The 17,904-nt window shown below is 66.4% G+C and carries 20 protein-coding genes; 14 read left to right on the top strand and 6 right to left on the bottom strand.

The annotated features are described in order from the left end of the window. The first annotated feature begins 88 nt into the window (after nt 1–88). Nucleotides 89–1,453, top strand: coding sequence for an FAD-binding oxidoreductase (locus G6N46_RS02355; protein ID WP_138249449.1), 1,365 nt, complete (start codon nt 89–91; stop codon nt 1,451–1,453). On the opposite strand, the gene G6N46_RS02350 is transcribed toward G6N46_RS02355, so the two are convergent. Beyond that, the gene (locus G6N46_RS02350; protein WP_138249450.1) at nt 1,428–1,703 is read right to left on the bottom strand and encodes a hypothetical protein; all 276 of its coding nucleotides are present in this window, start codon (nt 1,701–1,703) and stop codon (nt 1,428–1,430) included. The two genes, G6N46_RS02355 and G6N46_RS02350, sit on opposite strands and share 26 nt — an antisense overlap. A 142-nt stretch (nt 1,704–1,845) precedes the next feature. Here G6N46_RS02350 and G6N46_RS02345 point away from each other — a divergent pair, with 142 nt between their 5' ends. From G6N46_RS02345 to G6N46_RS02335, 3 genes are read left to right on the top strand one after another with little or no spacing between them, the layout of a single operon-like run. Then, complete coding sequence (locus G6N46_RS02345) at nt 1,846–2,286, top strand: three-helix bundle dimerization domain-containing protein (RefSeq protein WP_138249451.1); 441 nt, start codon at nt 1,846–1,848, stop codon at nt 2,284–2,286. 46 nt (nt 2,287–2,332) lie between these two features. Further along, complete coding sequence (locus G6N46_RS02340) at nt 2,333–3,487, top strand: acyl-CoA dehydrogenase family protein (protein ID WP_138249452.1); 1,155 nt, start codon at nt 2,333–2,335, stop codon at nt 3,485–3,487. Next, entirely contained in the window at nt 3,487–4,773 is a 1,287-nt protein-coding gene (locus tag G6N46_RS02335; RefSeq protein WP_138249453.1) for a H(+)/Cl(-) exchange transporter ClcA, read from the top strand. Before G6N46_RS02340 ends, G6N46_RS02335 begins: the two co-directional genes overlap by 1 nt. 1 nt (nt 4,774) lies before the next feature. Here the strand turns inward: G6N46_RS02335 and G6N46_RS02330 are convergent, their stop codons facing one another. Both G6N46_RS02330 and G6N46_RS02325 read right to left on the bottom strand, forming a co-directional pair. Next, nucleotides 4,775–5,788, bottom strand: coding sequence for an NAD-dependent epimerase/dehydratase family protein (locus G6N46_RS02330; RefSeq protein ID WP_138249454.1), 1,014 nt, complete (start codon nt 5,786–5,788; stop codon nt 4,775–4,777). Between the two features lie 80 nt (nt 5,789–5,868). After that, the gene (locus G6N46_RS02325; protein ID WP_138249455.1) at nt 5,869–6,096 is read right to left on the bottom strand and encodes an Rv1893 family protein; all 228 of its coding nucleotides are present in this window, start codon (nt 6,094–6,096) and stop codon (nt 5,869–5,871) included. Between the two features lie 237 nt (nt 6,097–6,333). Between G6N46_RS02325 and G6N46_RS02320 the strand changes: the two genes are divergently transcribed. Continuing rightward, nucleotides 6,334–6,933 (top strand): phosphatase PAP2 family protein, encoded by a 600-nt coding sequence (locus G6N46_RS02320; protein ID WP_138249456.1) that lies wholly within the window; start codon nt 6,334–6,336, stop codon nt 6,931–6,933. Here the strand turns inward: G6N46_RS02320 and G6N46_RS02315 are convergent. After that, nucleotides 6,911–7,183 (bottom strand): three-helix bundle dimerization domain-containing protein, encoded by a 273-nt coding sequence (locus tag G6N46_RS02315; RefSeq protein ID WP_138249457.1) that lies wholly within the window; start codon nt 7,181–7,183, stop codon nt 6,911–6,913. The genes G6N46_RS02320 and G6N46_RS02315 overlap by 23 nt on opposite strands. Continuing rightward, nucleotides 7,180–8,034, bottom strand: a complete 855-nt coding sequence (locus tag G6N46_RS02310; RefSeq protein WP_234880676.1) for a universal stress protein — start codon at nt 8,032–8,034, stop codon at nt 7,180–7,182. The genes G6N46_RS02315 and G6N46_RS02310 overlap by 4 nt, the downstream gene beginning before the upstream one ends. Before the next feature lie 253 nt (nt 8,035–8,287). On the opposite strand from G6N46_RS02310, the gene G6N46_RS02305 reads away from it, so the two are divergent. The 6 genes from G6N46_RS02305 (at nt 8,288) to G6N46_RS02280 (ending at nt 14,547) form a co-directional block, all read left to right on the top strand. Then, on the top strand, nt 8,288–9,286 hold the full coding sequence (locus G6N46_RS02305; RefSeq protein ID WP_138249459.1) for an Acg family FMN-binding oxidoreductase: 999 nt from the start codon (nt 8,288–8,290) through the stop codon (nt 9,284–9,286). 295 nt (nt 9,287–9,581) lie between these two features. Next, nucleotides 9,582–10,439 carry a universal stress protein gene (locus G6N46_RS02300; protein ID WP_138249460.1) on the top strand — a complete coding sequence of 286 codons (858 nt, stop codon included), beginning with the start codon at nt 9,582–9,584 and terminating at the stop codon, nt 10,437–10,439. Between the two features lie 74 nt (nt 10,440–10,513). Next, complete coding sequence (dosR, locus tag G6N46_RS02295) at nt 10,514–11,161, top strand: hypoxia response regulator transcription factor DosR/DevR (RefSeq protein ID WP_138249461.1); 648 nt, start codon at nt 10,514–10,516, stop codon at nt 11,159–11,161. Between the two features lie 48 nt (nt 11,162–11,209). Beyond that, nucleotides 11,210–12,922, top strand: coding sequence for a GAF domain-containing sensor histidine kinase (locus G6N46_RS02290; protein ID WP_167526450.1), 1,713 nt, complete (start codon nt 11,210–11,212; stop codon nt 12,920–12,922). Nucleotides 12,923–13,084: 162 nt separating this feature from the next. Further along, the gene (locus G6N46_RS02285) at nt 13,085–14,116 is read left to right on the top strand and encodes an Acg family FMN-binding oxidoreductase (protein WP_138249463.1); all 1,032 of its coding nucleotides are present in this window, start codon (nt 13,085–13,087) and stop codon (nt 14,114–14,116) included. Between the two features lie 17 nt (nt 14,117–14,133). Further along, entirely contained in the window at nt 14,134–14,547 is a 414-nt protein-coding gene (locus G6N46_RS02280) for a hypothetical protein (protein WP_138249577.1), read from the top strand. Nucleotides 14,548–14,581: 34 nt separating this feature from the next. Here the strand turns inward: G6N46_RS02280 and G6N46_RS02275 are convergent, their stop codons facing one another. Then, complete coding sequence (locus tag G6N46_RS02275; RefSeq protein WP_138249464.1) at nt 14,582–15,166, bottom strand: hypothetical protein; 585 nt, start codon at nt 15,164–15,166, stop codon at nt 14,582–14,584. A 187-nt stretch (nt 15,167–15,353) separates the two neighbouring features. Between G6N46_RS02275 and G6N46_RS02270 the strand changes: the two genes are divergently transcribed. From G6N46_RS02270 to G6N46_RS02260, 3 genes are all read left to right on the top strand, one after another. After that, a complete protein-coding gene (locus G6N46_RS02270) occupies nt 15,354–16,751 on the top strand; it encodes a wax ester/triacylglycerol synthase family O-acyltransferase (RefSeq protein WP_138249465.1) in 1,398 nt (465 codons plus the stop codon). 64 nt (nt 16,752–16,815) lie between these two features. Then, the gene (locus G6N46_RS02265; protein WP_138249466.1) at nt 16,816–17,205 is read left to right on the top strand and encodes a SpoIIAA family protein; all 390 of its coding nucleotides are present in this window, start codon (nt 16,816–16,818) and stop codon (nt 17,203–17,205) included. 32 nt (nt 17,206–17,237) lie between these two features. Beyond that, nucleotides 17,238–17,900: an SRPBCC family protein gene (locus G6N46_RS02260; protein WP_138249467.1), complete on the top strand. Its 663-nt coding sequence runs from the start codon at nt 17,238–17,240 to the stop codon at nt 17,898–17,900. Nucleotides 17,901–17,904 lie beyond the last annotated feature (4 nt).

Raw genomic sequence — 17,904 nt, 5'->3', positions numbered from 1 at the left:
GCCGTGGTGTCGATGCAGGCAACGTCGACAAATCCGCCCAGCGGACCAGTTCGGTCCATCGGGGCCGTGATCTCGATACAGTCCGACGATGCACGCCGCCCTGAACCGTCTCGCCGATGAATTGCCCGACGGCGCGCTGATCACCGATTCCGACATCATCGAGCGCTACCGCCGGGATTCGGCAGCCGATCCGCACGCCGGCACCCCGGTCGCCGTGGTGCGTCCCGCCGGTACCGCTGACGTTCAGCAGGTTTTGCGGTGGGCCGCCGAACACCATGTCGCCGTGGTGCCGCGCGGCGCCGGATCGGGCCTGTCCGGCGGGGCCGACGCCGTCGACGGTTCCGTCGTGCTCAGCACCGAACGGATGCGGGACATCCGGATCGATCCGGCCACCCGGACCGCGGTGGTGCAGCCGGGCCTGACCAACACCGAGGTCAAGCGCGCGGCCGCCCAACACGGCCTGTGGTATCCGCCGGACCCGTCGTCCATCGACATCTCGTCGATCGGCGGCAACGCAGCGACCAACGCGGGCGGTCTGTGTTGCGTGAAGTACGGCGTCACCGGTGATTACGTGCTCGGCATGGAGGTGGTGCTGGCCGACGGCACGGCGCTACGGCTCGGTGGCCCGCTGCTGAAAGACGTTGCAGGACTGGCGTTGACGAAATTGTTCATTGGTTCCGAGGGCATTCTGGGCGTCATCACGGAGCTCACGCTGCGGTTGATCCCGGCACAACCGCCCGCGTCGACCGTGGTGGCCCTGTTCGACTCCGTCGCGGACGCCGCCAACGCGGTGGTCGCCATCACCGCTGAAATCCGGCCGGCGATGCTGGAATTCATGGACCACGCGAGCATCAACGCCGCCGAGGACCACATGCGGATGGGTCTGGACCGGTCCGCCCGGGCCATGTTGTTGATGCAGTCCGATGCGCCGGGAGCCGCCGCGGCGGAAGTGGCGACCATGGTCAGCAACTGCGAGAAGTGTGGCGCCACGGAGGTTTTCGCCACGGACGATCCGGCCGAGGGAGCCGCGTTCACCGCGGCCCGCCGCGGCATGTTCGGCGCGGTCGAGAAGCTGGGCAGCTTGTTGCTCGAGGACGTGGGCGTCCCGATCCCGCAACTGCCGGCGTTGGTCACCGGGGTCGAGGACATCGCCGACACCTGCGATGTGCAGATCTACATGGTGGCGCACGCCGGCGACGGCAACACGCATCCGATCATCGTGTACGACCCCACCGATCCCGACGCCACCGACCGCGCCGAGCGCGCGTTCGCCCGCATCATGGAGCTGGCCATCGGGCTCGGCGGCACCATCACCGGCGAGCACGGCGTCGGACGCCTCAAGCGGGACTGGCTGCCCAATCAGTTGGGCGACGACGTCATGGCCCTGACGCGGCGCATCAAGGACGCACTCGATCCACAGGGCATTCTCAATCCCGGTGCGGTGCTGCGCTAGTCACCTCGACGTGCGCCCGGACCCGTCCGGCGTCGTCACACCAGCCCTTGCTCGCGGCATATGCCAGCATCCCGGCCAGATTCTGCCGCCACTCGTCGTCGTCACCGCGGCCGGCCAGGGCGGTCAGTACGTCGGGCACGATCCAGGCGTGCTCGGGCACCTCGACGACCACCTTGAAGGCCGTGAAGTCATCCGGTTCCCGCACCTCGACTGCTGGTGGGACCTCGGTGGGGTCGATGTGCAGGTACATCCGCGCTCCTTTGTCGACAGTCGCCGCCGATTGTGGGTGCGATCACCGGTCACCGACCGTGCCTGTCCCACCCCGTGGTGCGAAAAGTCGATCTCACGTGCGCGTCGCCTGGCGGTAACCATCGGTCCGTACAGTCGCTGGCATGTCCGAAGAACCCACGAGCCTCGCCGAGCAGACCTTCCGGGATCTGCTCACCGCGGCCATCACGCGGGGAGACCGGCCACCACCCACCACGATTCTGGGCCCGACCTGCTGGATCGCGCTCGATGCGCTGGCCCGCGAGCACCCCGATGCCACTCCCGAACGCGTGGTCGCCGCGTTCGACGCGTTCGCGATCGAGCACCAGGACACCGACCTGACCGAGATCGACGTCGAGGCCGAGGTTGATCCCACGACCGCGCGAGCGGCCGAGTACGCCGCCATCGACGCGCTGGTGGCGCAATTGACCATCACCTATCCGAACATCGATCCCCGGACCGTGACGGCCGTGGTGCGCCGGATCCACGCCGATTTCCACGATCACGCGGTGCGGGACTTCATCCCGCTGTTCGTCGAGCAGGCGGCGCACCGGAAACTCGCCTAGACCGACCGGCTTCGTGACCGGCACCACCCCTGGCAAGGTAGTGCCCGTGTCCACTCACCTGACCGACGAAGAGGCCCTGCTCGTCGAAACCGTGCGCGCGTTCATCGACCGCGACGTCAAGCCCACGGTGCGCGACGTCGAACACGCCAACACCTACCCCGAGGCGTGGATCGAGCAGATGAAGCAGATCGGCATCTACGGGCTGGCGATCCCCGAGGAGTACGGCGGCTCCCCGGTGTCGATGCCGTGTTATGTCGAAGTGACGCAGGAACTCTCACGCGGCTGGATGAGCCTGGCCGGCGCCATGGGCGGTCACACCGTGGTGGCCAAGCTGATCGGCCTGTTCGGCACTGCGGTGCAGAGGCAGACGTACCTGCCGCGCATGGCCACCGGCGAGCTGCGCGCAACCATGGCCCTGACCGAACCGGGCGGCGGCTCGGATCTGCAGAACATGTCGACCGTCGCGCGCCGCGATGGTGACGACCTGGTGATCAGCGGGTCCAAGACGTGGATCAGCAATGCGCGCCGGTCGGGCCTGATCGCGCTGCTGTGCAAGACCGATCCCACCGCCGAGCCACGGCACAAAGGCATTTCGGTGGTACTCGTCGAGCACGGCCCCGGGCTGACGGTGTCACGTGATCTGCCCAAGCTGGGCTACAAGGGCGTCGAATCCTGCGAGCTGACGTTCGACGGCTACCGCACGCCCGCGTCCTCGATCCTCGGTGGCGAGCCGGGCAGGGGTTTCGGTCAGATGATGAAAGGCCTTGAGACGGGCCGGATTCAGGTCGCCTCGCGGGCCCTCGGCGTCGCGACCGCCGCGCTGGAGGACGCGCTCAAATACGCGCAGGAGCGCGAGAGCTTCGGTCTGCCGATCTGGAAACACCAGTCGGTCGGCAATTACCTGGCGGACATGGCCACCAAACTCACGGCCGCGCGCCAGCTGACGCGGTATGCCGCCGAACGCTACGACAGTGGCGAGCGCTGCGACATGGAGGCCGGCATGGCCAAGCTGTTCGCGTCCGAGATCGCCATGGAGATCGCGCTCAACGCCGTCCGAATCCACGGTGGCTATGGCTATTCCACCGAATACGACGTCGAACGCTACTTCCGCGACGCCCCGCTGATGATCGTCGGCGAGGGCACCAACGAAATCCAGCGCAATGTCATCGCCGCGCAGTTGGTCGCCCGTGGTGGGCTGTGATGGATAAGGGACGCGCCGGCAACGTCATCGGGTTCGTCCTCGCCGCGGCAGTCGTCGGTGCGTTGACCGGTCTGACGGCAGGCAGCTTCCGGGCGCTGCTCGACTACGCGACGCAGTGGCGCACCTCGCTGTCGCACTGGTCGCACGGAAGTTGGTGGGGCCCCATCGTTGTCGTGGCCATCTGCGCCGTCTGCACCGCGGTGGCCGCGTCGTTGGTCTGCCGTGTGGAACCGCACGCCGAGGGCAGTGGCATCCCCCGCGTCGAGGCTGTCGTCGCCGGCCGCGCCGAGCCGGGCCGCTTCAGAATCCTCCCGATCAAGTACGTCGGTGGGTTGCTGTCCCTCGGGTCCGGCCTCGCCCTCGGGCGCGAAGGACCGTCGGTGCAGATGGGTGGGTCCATCGCCATCATCGTCGCCTCGGCGACGCGGCGCTCCCAAGCCGACCTTCGCGTCCTCGCCGCCGCCGGAGCTGCCGCCGGCTTGGCGACCGCGTTCAACGCGCCGATCGCCGGCGGTGTCTTCGTCCTGGAAGAACTCGTCAAGCGCTTCGACCCGCGCACCACGGTGGCCACCCTCATCGCGTCCGCGTCCGGGTTCATGGCGGCCCTCCCGTTCGTCGGCTCCGGCAGTGAATTCCAGGTGCCGGCCCTGGCCGATCCGCAGCTGGCCGGCTCCTGGTGGGTATTGGCCGTCGGCGTCCTCGCCGGTCTTCTGGGCGTCCTCTACAACAAGGCCATCATGTTCGGCCTGCGCACCGCCGACACCAGCCGGTGGCCGGTCGAGGTCCGGGCCGCGCTCATCGGCGCCGGCGTCGGGGTACTGGTCTGGTACTCCCCCGACCTTGCCGGTGGGGGTGACCAGCTCACCCAGGAGGCGCTGCTCGGCCACGGTGCCATCGGTGCCGTCACCGCGGTGCTGGTGCTGCGGTTCATCCTCGGTGTCGTCTCGTATGCGGCGGGCACGCCCGGCGGTCTGTTCGCGCCGATGCTCGTCCTCGGCGCCGATGTAGGGTTGATTGTCGGCCTGATCGCGACCCACTTGGCGCCGCATACAGCACCCGCCCCGGCTGCACTCGCCCTCATCGGCATGGCGGCGTTCTTCACCGCCACCGTCCAGGCGCCCGTGACGGGGCTCATCCTCGCCACCGAGCTCACGGGCAGCACCAACCAACTGCCGCCGATGCTCGGTGCCTGCGCGACGGCGCTGCTGGTCGCCATCGCGCTCGGGTCCCGCCCGATCTACGACCTGCTCACCGACCGGGCCGCCGCCGCGACCGCGACGCCCTAGCTCAGCGCAGGTTTCCGGCGTATCTGCTTGCCAGCGCGCCGATTTCGATGAGCCACAACAGGGTGTCGCGGGCAGTCTCCTCGAACGGCCGGGCGACGATGCCGAGGTCCTCGGTGGTGGGCGACGTGTCGAAGCGGGTGTCGCGTTCGGCGAGTTCGACGGTCTCGACGTCCGCCGGCAGGTGCACGCTGTCGGGCAACACCTTGTTGAACAGCTCCACGAACCGGCTGAAGGGCTTGGCCACGATGGACGGTGTGGTCACGAACGGCAGCCACCGTCCGGTGATCTTGTGCAGCGTGCCGTGCATCAGGTCGCCGGTGAGGTGATGCCCGGGCACCACGTAGCGGCGCGGACCTCGGCCCGGCACCAGGCATGCGGCGACCACATCGGCGGTGTCGCGGACGTCGACATAGTGGGCCCCGCCCGTCGGCCACACCGGAAGCCAGCCCTTCACGATCCACGCGAACAGCTCGGACTGCGTGCCCAGGTACGGATCGTGCGGCCCCAACACGCCGCCGGGATACACCGATACCACGGGCGCCCCGGTCGACTGCAGCGCCCGAATCTGCACCTCTGATTCACGTTTGGACTTGGCGTAGGGCCGGTCGACGTCGCCCAGCGGCAGGTCGGGTCCGCCGCCGTCGCGACACGTGAGGGCCACCGTCGACGAGATGTGCACGATGGGATCCAGGCCGCGTTCCACCGCACCGCCCACGACCAATTCCGTTGCGCGCAGGTTGGTCCGGGTGATCTCGGCGGCCCGGCGCGCGTCGAGACTGAACACCGCGGCCGCGTGCACGACGGCGTCCACACCGTCGAGTCCCGCGGCGACCACCTCAGGATCCAACACATCTCCGACGACGATGTCTTGGACCGAAACACCCAGCGGTTCAAGCGATATCGGCACTTGCTCGGCCCGGCGGACCAGCATCCGCACCTCGTGTCCGTCCCGGATCAGCGCGGCGACGATATGCGCACCGACAAAGCCCGTCCCCCCGGTCACCAGAACCTTCATCGTCCGTCCTTCCCAGGGACTCGTCGGCCATTGCGCCCGCACCCTATCCCCGGCCGGCGACTATTCGCTGAAAAACCGGATCACGCTTCGGCGTCAGTATTGGCACCGTCTCCGGTGACGACCTCCTTGAGCTTGTCGACAGCATGCCGGCCAATGTCGACGGAATTCTCGACAATGCCGGAAATCCCTTCTCTTACATCACCTCTGATGATGTCCGCGGCGTTGTCGACGATGTCCGACGCCTTCTCGACGGAATGCACGGCGACGTCCCGGACCGCGTCGAACGAGTCCCTGGGGTTCAACGGCATCGCGGCCTCCTCCGGTTGACGGTTAGCCAAGACGGTAGACCTCGGTACACGACCAAGTCGCAGGTTCGCCGAGACTGAGCTTGTGTGCCAAATCACGACGGAATCTGGCACACAAGCTCATGTTCGTGGCACCAGTGATCGTTCGCAACATTCGCGGGTCGGTCGTTCACGAATCGCCGCGTTGGACCACTATTAAAGGCGGGCACCAGACACTGCGGCGACCGGAGAGTATCGGCGATGAATCTCGACCAACGAATCTTCCACGTCATCAACGATTTCGCTCGCGATACTCCATGGCTACAGCCTCTGCTGACCGCGTACGCCAACGACGGGGTGTTCGTGTTCCTCGTGTTGCTGTCGGCCGGATGGTGGCTCGCCCGCAAGAGCACCGACCCGGCGGCCATGGTCGCGGCGATGTGGACACCGCTGGGCGTGTTGGCCGCCCTACTGATCTACGACCCGATCGCCTTGTCCGTCAACGAAACCCGTCCGTGCAACGCACTACGGAACATCGTGGTTCTGCACTGCAATACCGACGGCGGTTTCCCGAGCATCCATGCCGTTATCGTGGCAGCGGTGGCCGCAGGACTGTGGCTGGTGAACCGCCACCTGGGTATCGTGGCTGCCGTGGCGGCGGCTGTGATGGCGTTCGCGCGCATCTACGTCGGTGCCCACTATCCGAGCGATGTCCTTGCCGGCCTGGTACTCGGCGGCGTCGTCAGCGGGGCCGGATACTTTCTGTTCCGACCGCTGCTGCGGCGGTTGCTCGAAGTGATCGGAAGGTCCCGGCTACGCGGCCTTGTCACCGCAGCACCTAGCGACCCGCACGTTCCATAACCGCCGGAGCACAACCCCGTCCGATCCGATCGCGCCGGATGCGGTCGCCGACGATGCGCTCGACCAGAACCGGGACGAACGCCTGAATTCGAGCGTCCGTGAACCGCGTCGCAGCCTCTCGGCACCAGTGCATGATCTCCATATCGCGCGCCATATCGTGGCGTCCCTCACGAAGAGCAAGTTTCTCCGCAACTCCGGCAATCCAGTCCGCACGTGCAGTGTCGCGGACCGGCTCATGCAGCACGGTCATGCCTGCCCTACCGTCGCCAGGTCGATCGAACTCTGCTGGCAGGCAGCTCCATTACCGCTCGTTGGGTGGGAGGCCGTCCGCATGAACAACAGCGTGCAGTCCGAACCTTTCAAGGTCTTGCGCATCTCGTCGCTGGTCAGTTCCGCCACCAGTTCGCTGTCGTCGCCGGGCACGATGACGAGCTGGTCGATGCACGCGCTCTGGCGCAACAGGTTGGTCAGATGCCCGGGCATCGCCAGCGTGACCGACTCCAGGTGACCGTCATCCGCAGCCCGCAAGTAGCGCTCCAGGGCGGCGTGCACCGGATGCCCTTGGTCGGCCGGCTCACCCGAATGCGACCACGGCTCCAACATCAGAATGGGCGCGGCGCGCCATGCCGAGTCAGCCTCGGCGGCCTTCAGTACGGCAGTGGCAGAGGCTGATTCGTCCAGCACGGCCACAATCCATTTGCGATGGTCGAATTCGCGGTGTGTCCGGCGGATGATCGCTACCGTGCCCGGTGCGTTGCGGGCCACCTCGACAGCCGTGGATCCGCGTGGAGCATCGGGCGTGTCGTGCGTCCCCCGGTCGCCGACGCACACCAGCGCGGCACGCCATGACTCTTCGGCCAAGCATTCCGCCGGACTGCCGGAGAGTATCTCCGACTCGAGCTTGACGTCGATATGCGTATCGGCCACCGCTTTCCAGGCCTTGTGCAACGCGTGCTGCGCGCGGTGGATGCTCTTCTGGCCATCAGGTCCTTCCGAGTCGATGACGTAAACCAGCCGCAATGTGGTGTCCCGGCTCGCCGCCTCGAGCGCAGCCCACCGCGCAGCGCGCCGCGCATGTTTGGACCCGTCGATACCGACCACGACCGGGGTGACTGGGGCTTGGGTGTTCATCGGAAGTCCTTGTGCCGTAGTGGTCTGGAGATCCACCGATCTCCGATGACATCTGACCGCGCCGCGTTAACCGGGCCTAGTGTCGAAGGTCCCTCGAAAGGTCCGAAAAGTGCTCTGCTGGGAACGTTGCGGCGGCTGCGCGACTGATGACTTCCGGCCCTGTCCGAAGCGTCCACACCGTCGCAGGCTTCGAGGTGCAACTGCTGCTGCCGAAGGACGCCTGATGACGAAAGCCGCCATTCCCCTCGCGGAAATCGAAGGTGCGGTGCTTCTGGCTTGCCGGGCGCCGTCGATCCACAACAGCCAGCCGTGGCGATGGGTTCTCGAAGCCGCCACGCTGAAGCTGTACCTCGATAGCGACCGGCTGGTCACCACCGACCGTTCCGGGCGCCAGGCACTGTTGAGCTGCGGCGCGGCATTGGATCATCTCCGGGTGGCGATGGCCGCAACGGGCTGGACCACCACGATCGACCGCTTTCCCGATCCGCACAACCACCAGCACCTCGCCGACATCCGCTTCCACCCGGCCGGCGACGTAACTCCGGCACAGCGGCAGGCCGCAGACGCAATATTGAGCCGACGAACCGACCGACTTCCGTTCGGCGCCGTCGACGACCGGCCGGCACTGCAAAATCTGCTGCGGCTGGCGGTGGGGAATCGCCCGTCTCGGATCGACGTCCTGGCCGCCCAGACACGCACCGAACTGGCCGAGGCCTCGCATCTCACCGACGTGCTTCGCATGTACGACGCCGCATATCATGCCGAATTGGACTGGTGGACTTCATCTTTTGACATTTCGACCGGTATTCCGCACAGCTCGTTGGTCTCGGTTGCAGAAAACGACCGCGTTGAGATCGGACGCTCATTCCCGGTGACCCGCACCCGCGAGCGACGTCAAGACGCCGGCGATGACCAGGCCACCGTCGTGGTGATCTCGGCCCTCGGCGACACGCGTGAGGACATCCTTGCGTGCGGCGAGACGTTGTCGGCGGTGTTGCTGGAGGCCACCGTCGCGGGCCTAGCCAGTTGCACGCTCACCCATCTGACCGAGCACGCGGCCACCCGCGACATCATCAGCACGCTCACCGGTCACCCGCTGCCCCAGGTGTTGGTCCGGATCGGGACGGCCCCGGCTCTGGAGGATATCCCGCCACCGACACCGCGACGCCAGCTGCCGGATGTTTTCCGCTTCCGGCCACATCGCCCTGACGATCGGAATTGACGGCGGGGCGCTGGAGGCGCGCCGGGCGGCGGCCCGCTTCCGCATCAGTCGGCCCGCTACGCACAGCGCGGCCGCAAGCGCGGTCCCGGTTGCCAGCTGCTTCTTCATGTGATCGACGATGGCTGGTCGCCACGGCCGTTGACTAGAGCACATGGGCCCGAGGTCGAGGCCAAGCGGCCTGGTTCAAGAGGCCACTGTCACAGGTGACTTAGGGACCAATGCCCCTGCCGCCGGCGCCGTCGTCGCACCTACCGTCGACCAATAGTCAGTTCGGTGGTGTCAGGAGGGTGTGAAGATGTACAAATCAGCTTCACCATCGTCGGCCGTGGTGGTCGGCATCGACGGCTCGCGGTGGTCGGTCGACGCCGCCTTGTGGGCGGTCGACGAAGCCGTCAGTCGTGATGTGCCCCTGCGCCTGCTCTACGTGGTCGAGCCGCGCGGCCATGGTGCTGTCGATCCCCAGCAGGAAGCGCAAGATCTGGCGTGCGCGGACGTCTCCGTGCGGCGCGCGCTGGTCGCGGTCGAGTCCACCGAGAAGCCGGTCAAAGTGGAATGGGAAGTGCTGCAGGGGCATCCCTCCCGGGTCTTGTTGGACGCCAGCCGCTCTGCCGATCTGCTGTGTCTCGGCTCGCTCGGCATCGCGCATGCCACGGGGCACCGGCTCGGTTCCACCGCGGCGACATTGGCCACGTCGGCGCCGTGCCCGGTCGCCATCGTCCGTAGCGGCAATCACCATGGGGCGATGCAGCGCCGTCACGTAGTTGTCGAAGTCGATGAAAGTCCGGACAGCACCGTCGTTCTCGAAGCCGGGATCAGCGAAGCCCGGCTGCGCGGAGCGCCTTTGACAGTGCTCGCAACGCGGCCGACCTCACTTTCCGACGGCCGCGACAAAGCGCAGGACGACGGCGTATGCGCACGACTGGACAAACGCCTCACCCGGCACCGCCTAGCCAATCCGGACATCGAATTCAACCCCGTCGCAATCCGTGGCTCCACCATGAATTATCTTGATCGCCAAGCCGATTCGATCCAGTTGCTGGTGATCGGCAGACACCGCAGGCCCGGGATGGGTGAGATCGTGGGAACCGCACGCTCGGCCTCGCCCCAGGTGAACTGCACGGCACTGATTTGCCAACATAATCAGCGTCTGTAGCCGGAGCCTGGCCTATCGTCATGGCAGGACATCAACACTGAACGCACGCCGACGGCGTGCAGAAGGGCACGCGAATGGTCACAGTATTCCTCGTCGATGACCATGAAGTCGTGCGCCGTGGACTCATCGACCTGTTGAGTGCGGACCCGGATCTGCAGGTCATCGGCGAGGCCGGCACCGTGGCGCATGCCATGGCGCAGATCCCCGCGCTCCGGCCCGATGTCGCCGTCCTCGATGTGCGACTGCCGGACGGCAACGGCATCGAACTGTGCCGCGATCTGCTGTCGCGGCTGCCCGACCTGCGGTGTCTGATGTTGACGTCATTCACCTCCGACGAGGCCATGCTCGACGCGGTCCTGGCCGGCGCGAGCGGATATGTCATCAAGGACATCAAGGGCATGGAACTTGCCGAGGCCATCAAGGCCGTCGGCGCCGGACGGTCCCTGCTGGACAATCGCGCCGCCGCGGCGTTGATGACGAAGCTGCGCAACGCCGCCGAGCGGTCCGACCCACTTTCGGGCCTGACCGACCAGGAACGGGTGCTGCTGGATCTGCTCGGTGAAGGCTTGACCAACAAGCAAATTGCCGCACGAATGTTCCTGGCCGAGAAGACGGTCAAGAACTACGTGTCGCGGCTACTCGCCAAACTCGGCATGGAGCGCCGCACCCAGGCCGCGGTGTTCGTGTCGAAATTGGACCGACCGCGGCGCTCTGACGACTGATATGTCCGCGGCGTCAAATTCCTGGCGCGCGACTGCCGCGATGGCAGAATCACCGATGTGACACGCCAAGACAGCAGCGCCGGCCATCCGCTGCGAGCGCCGCTATCGGGACTACGGCTGCGTGAACTTCTCAGTGAAGTGCAGGACCGCGTCGAACAGATCATCGAGGGCCGGGACCGGCTCGACGGCCTGGTCGAGGCGATGCTCACGGTCACGTCCGGTCTCGAACTCGACGAGACACTGCGCACCATCGTGCACACCGCGATCGAGCTGATCGACGCCCGGTACGGCGCCCTCGGGGTGCGGGGCACCGATCACGAGCTCGTCGAATTCGTCTACGAGGGCATCGACGAGGAAACCCGCTGCCAGATCGGCCCGCTTCCCCAAGGGCGCGGCGTGCTCGGCGTACTGATCGACGAGCCGAAACCCATTCGGCTGGAAGACATTCGCACGCATCCTGCCTCAGTCGGGTTTCCCGAGAACCACCCGCCCATGCGTACGTTCCTCGGGGTACCGGTGCGCATCCGCGATGAAGTCTTCGGCAACTTGTATCTGACCGAGAAGGCATCCGGGCAGCCCTTCAGCGAAGACGACGAAGTGCTCGCCCAAGCCCTGGCCGCGGCGGCCGGCATCGCCATCGACAACGCCCGGCTCTACCGCCAGTCACAGCAACGCCAGGCCTGGATCGAGGCCACCCGCGACATCGGTACCGCCCTGCTGTCCGGCACGGAGCCCGCGCAGGTGTTCCGCCAGATCGCGGAGGAAGCGCGCTCCCTGACGGACGCGGACGCCACGCTGATTGCGGTTCCCGAGGACGACGATGCTCCGAGCAGCGAGATCACCGAACTCCAGGTCATCGACGTCGTCGGCGACGTCCGCGCATCATCGCTGGAGGCGCCGGCGGCCGACGGCCCCATCGGCCGGGCCTTTCACGCTCGGACGCCCTTGTTCTGCCGGGCAGCGGAGTTGCCGCAAGCGATAGCGGTTGACATGGCTTCGGCACTGGTGCTGCCCCTGCGCACCACCGACAGCGTCATCGGGGTGCTGATCGTGCTGCGGCATACGGGCCGACCGGATTTCACTACCGATCAGCTGGACACGATGGCCGCGTTCGCCGATCAGGCCGCGCTCGCCTGGCAACTTGCGGCCAGCCAGCGTCAGAAGCGTGAGTTGGACGTGCTGGCAGATCGCGACCGCATTGCCCGCGACTTGCACGATCACGTCATCCAGCGACTGTTCGCGGTCGGTCTGACGCTCCAGGGCGCCATCCCGCGCGCCAAATCCAGCGACGTGCAGCGGCGCATCACCGACTGTGTCGACGACCTCCAGGAAGTGATCACCGAAATCCGCACGGCGATCTTCGATCTGCACGGCAGCACCGCCTCCACCACCCGGTTACGTCAACGCCTCGATGCCGCTGTCGCCTCCTTCTCCAGCCACGAGCTGCACACCACGGTGCGCTACGACGGACCGCTCTCGGTCATCGAGCCTGACCTGGCCGATCACGCCGAGGCCGTCGTCCGCGAAGCGGTGAGCAACGCCGTCCGTCACGGCAAGGCCAGCGCTGTCAGCGTCACCGTCAACGTCGACAACGACCTACGTATCGAAGTCGCCGACAACGGTCAGGGACTGCCCGACGGAATCACCGAAAGCGGCCTCGCGAACCTTCGCAGGCGGGCGCAGGACACCGGCGGCGACATGACCGTCGAACCCGGCGTCGACGCCGGCACCGTACTGCGGTGGTGGGCACCCCTGCCCTGACGGGCAACCTGGAGTGAGCGACCAAGACCTCTCAGCAAGTGACGTAGTGCTCTGTCGGTCGTGCCGGATCACCGGAAGGATCGCTGTATGAGAAACGAGCAGTGGGCGCGACCTGAATCGCTCCGCGTCGATCTCGACGACAGGTCTTGCGAGGTGAATCAGATGTCCGAGAAGTTCCCCGACCACCAGACGATTTGCGCAGCCATGGCGCTGGCAACGCGTGCCCCCTCGGTCCACAACACGCAACCGTGGCGGTGGCGGATCGGCTCGAACAGTGTGCACTTGTACGCAGAATCGTCATTGCACCTGATTCACACCGACCCCGACGGTCGCGACCTGTTGATCAGTTGCGGTGCGGCCCTGCACCACGCGACCGTGGCCTTCCACGCGCTGGGCTGGCAGCCGACCGTGCGCAGATTCCCCAATCCGGCCGAACCTGATCACCTCGCCGCGATCGAGCTGAGCCCCGTCACCCCGGAGCAGCCCGACATCGCGCTCGCCGCAGCGATTCCGAGGCGCAGAACCGACCGGCGCTACTACAGCGGCTGGCCTGTCCCGCTCGGAGACATCGCTCTGATGACCGCCCGCGCCGCCCGTCTGGGCATCGGGCTCCGCCGGGTGAAGCTCAACGACGTCCTCACAAGTGCGCTGCGGCAGGCTGTTTCGCAGCATGTGCATGATCTGGACTATCTCACCGAACTGACGGTCTGGAGCGGGCGCTATGCCTCCGTGGCCGGAGTGCCCGCTCGAAGTACACCCACGCCCGACCATAGTGCAGCTCTCCCGGGTCGCATCTTCGCCGGACCCGTACTCGGCCAGGCCGCCGGTACGACGGCCAGTGATGACAACGGTTCGCTATTGGCACTCGGCACCTCGACCGATGCTCCGATCGATCGACTGCGAGCCGGCGAAGCGACGAGCGCAGTTCTGCTCACTGCCACCGCACAGGGCCTGTCCACCTGCCCCGTCACGGAGGCATTGGAGAATCCCGCGTGTCGAGCAATCGTCCGATCGGACGTTTTCGGTGACGAGCTGTTCCCGCAGATGCTCATCCGGGTCGGCTGGGCACCCCTCAACGCCGATCCCCTGCCCGCGACCCCGCGCCGCGCGCTGACGGACGTCGTGTCCCTTCTGCACGACGACGACCCGGTGTTGGGTTCACAGCCCACTGACGACGAGGAGGCGGATCGATGATCGCGCACCGCACCCGGATGTTCGCCCGGGTGCTCGGCCCCTACCTCGTCGTCGCGGCCGCTTCACTGGTCACCCGGGCCGATTACGTCAAGACGCTGCTGCACACGTTCGGGGACGACTCGGTATGGCCCTGGGTCACAGGCGCATTCGTCCTACCGATGGGACTGGTTGTCGTCACACTGCACCCGTACTGGCGCGGAGCTGCCGCCGCCACCGTGTCGGTGCTGGGCTGGTTGACGGTACTCAAGGGTGTGGCGTTGATGACGTTCCCCGGGGCGTACCTCACCACGGGACAGGACGTCCTGGCCGCCGCACCGTGGTGGCAGGTCGGCGTGATCGTCACCGGACTGGCCGGACTGTATCTCACCGTCGTCGGGTGGTCTCCGGATCGTCGACCGGCCCCGTCCGTCACCGCGACCTCCGAGTCTTAAGGCGCTCCACCGGCATTCGGCTCGACGCTCGGTGTCAGATCGGCACGACGTCCTGGGTCGCGGAGTCGGCGTCATCGAGCACGCGCGCGATCACGGCCATCAGCGTTCGGAGATCGTTGTTCGCGCGGTACAGATAGACCGAGGCCATCTCGATGTCGGCGACGTCCTGATGCCGAATTCCGGCCAGGCACTCACTGAACCCGGAGCCGAAATCATCGAGAGTCTGCCGCAGGGCCGTGGTCAGGGTCGCATCCGGGCTCGGCAACAATATCTGTAGCGGCGGCACGGCCGCCTGACCGGCCTCGCAGGCTCGCTGGATTCCCGCCATGTCGGCGCTGGCCGCCGCCCTGGTCATGTTGTCTCGCTGGATCAGCAACGCGTCCAGCGGCGATTCGAGTCGTGCAAGCCACGTGTGCAGTTGTTGCGATGCGGGCGGCGCCTGCTGTTGTGCCGTAGCAACTTTCGCCGGTGCCACTGCGTCATCCGGCAGTCCCAGGCGGACCGACGAGAGATCGCCGAACATCCAACCGATGAATATTGGCGCCGCAATCAGTGCCACGCCGGTCATACCGCGAAGTTGTCCCTGGTGTGCACCGTCGAGACCTTCTGACAACCGCATGTCCACATGGTGCGCCACTCGGCTGAGGGCCACACGGGTCAAAAGTCCTCTGGCAGATAGCCGGAAGGCCACAGGTGCCGAAGGTCCCTACGACCGCGGTCCATCAGCCCTGCTGACGAACCGCCGATAGGCGCAACATCATTCGCGAATACCGCACCGCCCGCGGGCCGGCCCGTAAAGGAAACCGATGAACGACAATCAGCTCACCGCTCTCGATGCCGGTTTCCTGCAGGCGGAGGATTCCGACAGCCACGCCAATCTTGCTGTCGCAGTGGTCGCCCTCATGGAAGGCCCGGCGCCGGACTTCGCCGAACTCGTGACTGTGCTCGACGAGCGGTCGGCCACGCTCCCCCGCTGCCGACAGGTGTTGCACTCCTATCCGCTCGATCTCAGCGCTCCAGAATGGGTACCGGCGCCCAGTTTCGACATCACCCACCACGTCCGCCGACTCACCGTGACAGCGCCCGGTGATGACACCGCGCTCCATCGTGCGGTCGCCGATTTGATGGAGCGCCGTCTCGACAGGTCCCGTCCCTTGTGGGAGGCCTGGATGCTGGACGGTCTGGCCGATGATCGCTGGGCGATCGTGGTGAAGCTGCACCACTGCATCGCCGACGGTGTCGCGGCGACAGCGATGCTCGCAGGCATCTGCGACAACCAATGGGCCGACCACGATGAAGTCCTCAGCCTCCCTTCGGTATCGGACCGGCATCCCTCGCGCGCCTTCAATCCGATCGCGCTCGGCACCGATGCGTGGCGGATGGTGCGGTCGACGGCGCGCAGTGGGGTACGGATGGCGTTCGGGGCCGCTCAACTCGTGGCCGGTGTGCTCACCACATCGACCCAACCGCTCAACGGTCAGCTCAGCGACATGCGTCGGTTCAGTGCTGTCGACGTCTCGTTGCAGGATGTCCAGATGGTCGCCAAACGGTTCGGCGTCACGGTCAACGATGTGGCTCTGGCCGCCATCACCGACGGTTTCCGGTCTGCGATGCTGCGGCACGACATGCAACCTTCGGCCGGGCCGATCCGTACCGTGGTGCCGGTTTCCGTCCGGCCGGCCGAACTGCTCCACGTTCCCGACAACCGGGTTTCCATATTGCTGCCGGACCTACCCGTCGATCGGCCGGATCCGCTCGAACAGCTTCGCTTGGTCCACAAGCGGCTGACGACGGCGAAAAGCAGTGGGCAGCGCCAAGCCGGCTCCTTCGTGGTTGCCGCGGCCAACCTGATTCCGTTTCCGGTGATGGCATCTGCCGTGCGGCTGTTGGGCCGGCTGCCGCAACACGGCGTCGTGGCCGTGACGACGAATGTCCCCGGCCCGAGCCGGCGAATGCGCTTGATGGGCCGGAAGATCGTCGCGCTGGTGCCGGTGCCCCCGATCGCGATGGGCATGCGCACCGGGATCGCCATCATGAGCTACGCCGATCGTCTGACGTTCGGCGTCATCGGCGACTACGACGCCGAACTCGACGCGGACGATCTCGCCCGCGGCATCGAGCACGGGATCGCTCATCTGGTCGCTGTCGCCTCCGCTGCGACGCACACCCGCCGGCTGGGCAACCTGATGCTGCTCAGCGGCTAGAGGCATGCTTTACCCTGCCCCGCAATGCATTACGCCCCGACCGACAACAAGGGAGTGACCAAACATGATCGATCAGCAATGGGACTCGGACAACTCGATCCTCACCATTCATCCCGAATCCCCCTTGAGCACGGACGATTTCGCCGCACTCAGCCACACCGTCGACCCGAAGATCGAGCAGGGCGGCGACCTTGCGGGCCTCATCATCGATGCTCCGCACTTTCCGGGATGGGACGGTTTCGGCGCGATGGTGACCCACATGCGATTCGTCCATGACCATCACCAACACGTGAAAAAGATTGCCGTCGTGACCGATTCGCCGCTGGCCGGCGTTGCCAAGCACCTGGTTTCGCATTTCATCGCGGCGGACATCCGGCCGTTTCCCGCGGGCCATGTCGAGGACGCCAAATCGTGGATAACGGGCGACGGTGAATCTGAGGACCCAAGACCCTAGTCGGCGCGGTTCCTTGAGCGCACAGTTGTCGTATGACCAGGACACACTTTGCCGAAGCTGCCGTCGGCGGTGCGGCACTGCTGTACGCGGCGCGCCGGTACTACCGCAATTGGGGTACGACAAAAGCAGAATGCAGGAGACGATTGCCGGGTGACGAGCTCGTGCGCTCACCCGCACTGCAGTCGACCGAGGGCATCTTGATCGACGCACCGGTGCGCGCGGTGTGGCCCTGGCTGATGCAACTCGGCGAGGACCGCGCCGGCTTCTACACCTACGAGTCGCTGGAGAGCCTGCTCAGTCGCGACTACCACGGCGACCACGCCATCCGTCCGGAATGGCAGCGACTCGAACCAGGCGACCCGGTACGCCTCGCACCGCCGGGCTGGCTCGGCCGGCGCGGCGGTGTGCTGCTGCGGGTCGCGAGCGTCGTCGACAAACAGTCGATCGTGTTGTGCGGGACACCGCCGGAATTCCCTTGGGAAGCGGTGTGGTCGTTCCATCTCGAACCCCATTGGGATGACCAGTGCCGCCTACTGGTGCGCACCAGGGCGGGACTCCGCCACCCCGGCCAGGTCTTCGTCACCGAAGCGGCCGGTCCGGTGGTTTCGCTGACGGTGCGCGGCATGCTGCTCGGGATCAGGGAACGGGCGGAGGCGACTCCGGTCGCGACCCGCACGCCGGAACCCGCGGCCTGACCAG

Source organism: Mycolicibacterium phocaicum (assembly GCF_010731115.1).
Taxonomy (GTDB): Bacteria; Actinomycetota; Actinomycetes; order Mycobacteriales; family Mycobacteriaceae; genus Mycobacterium; species Mycobacterium phocaicum.
Note: the sequence above shows the minus strand (reverse complement) of the source record. Positions and strands in the feature narration are given on the sequence as shown.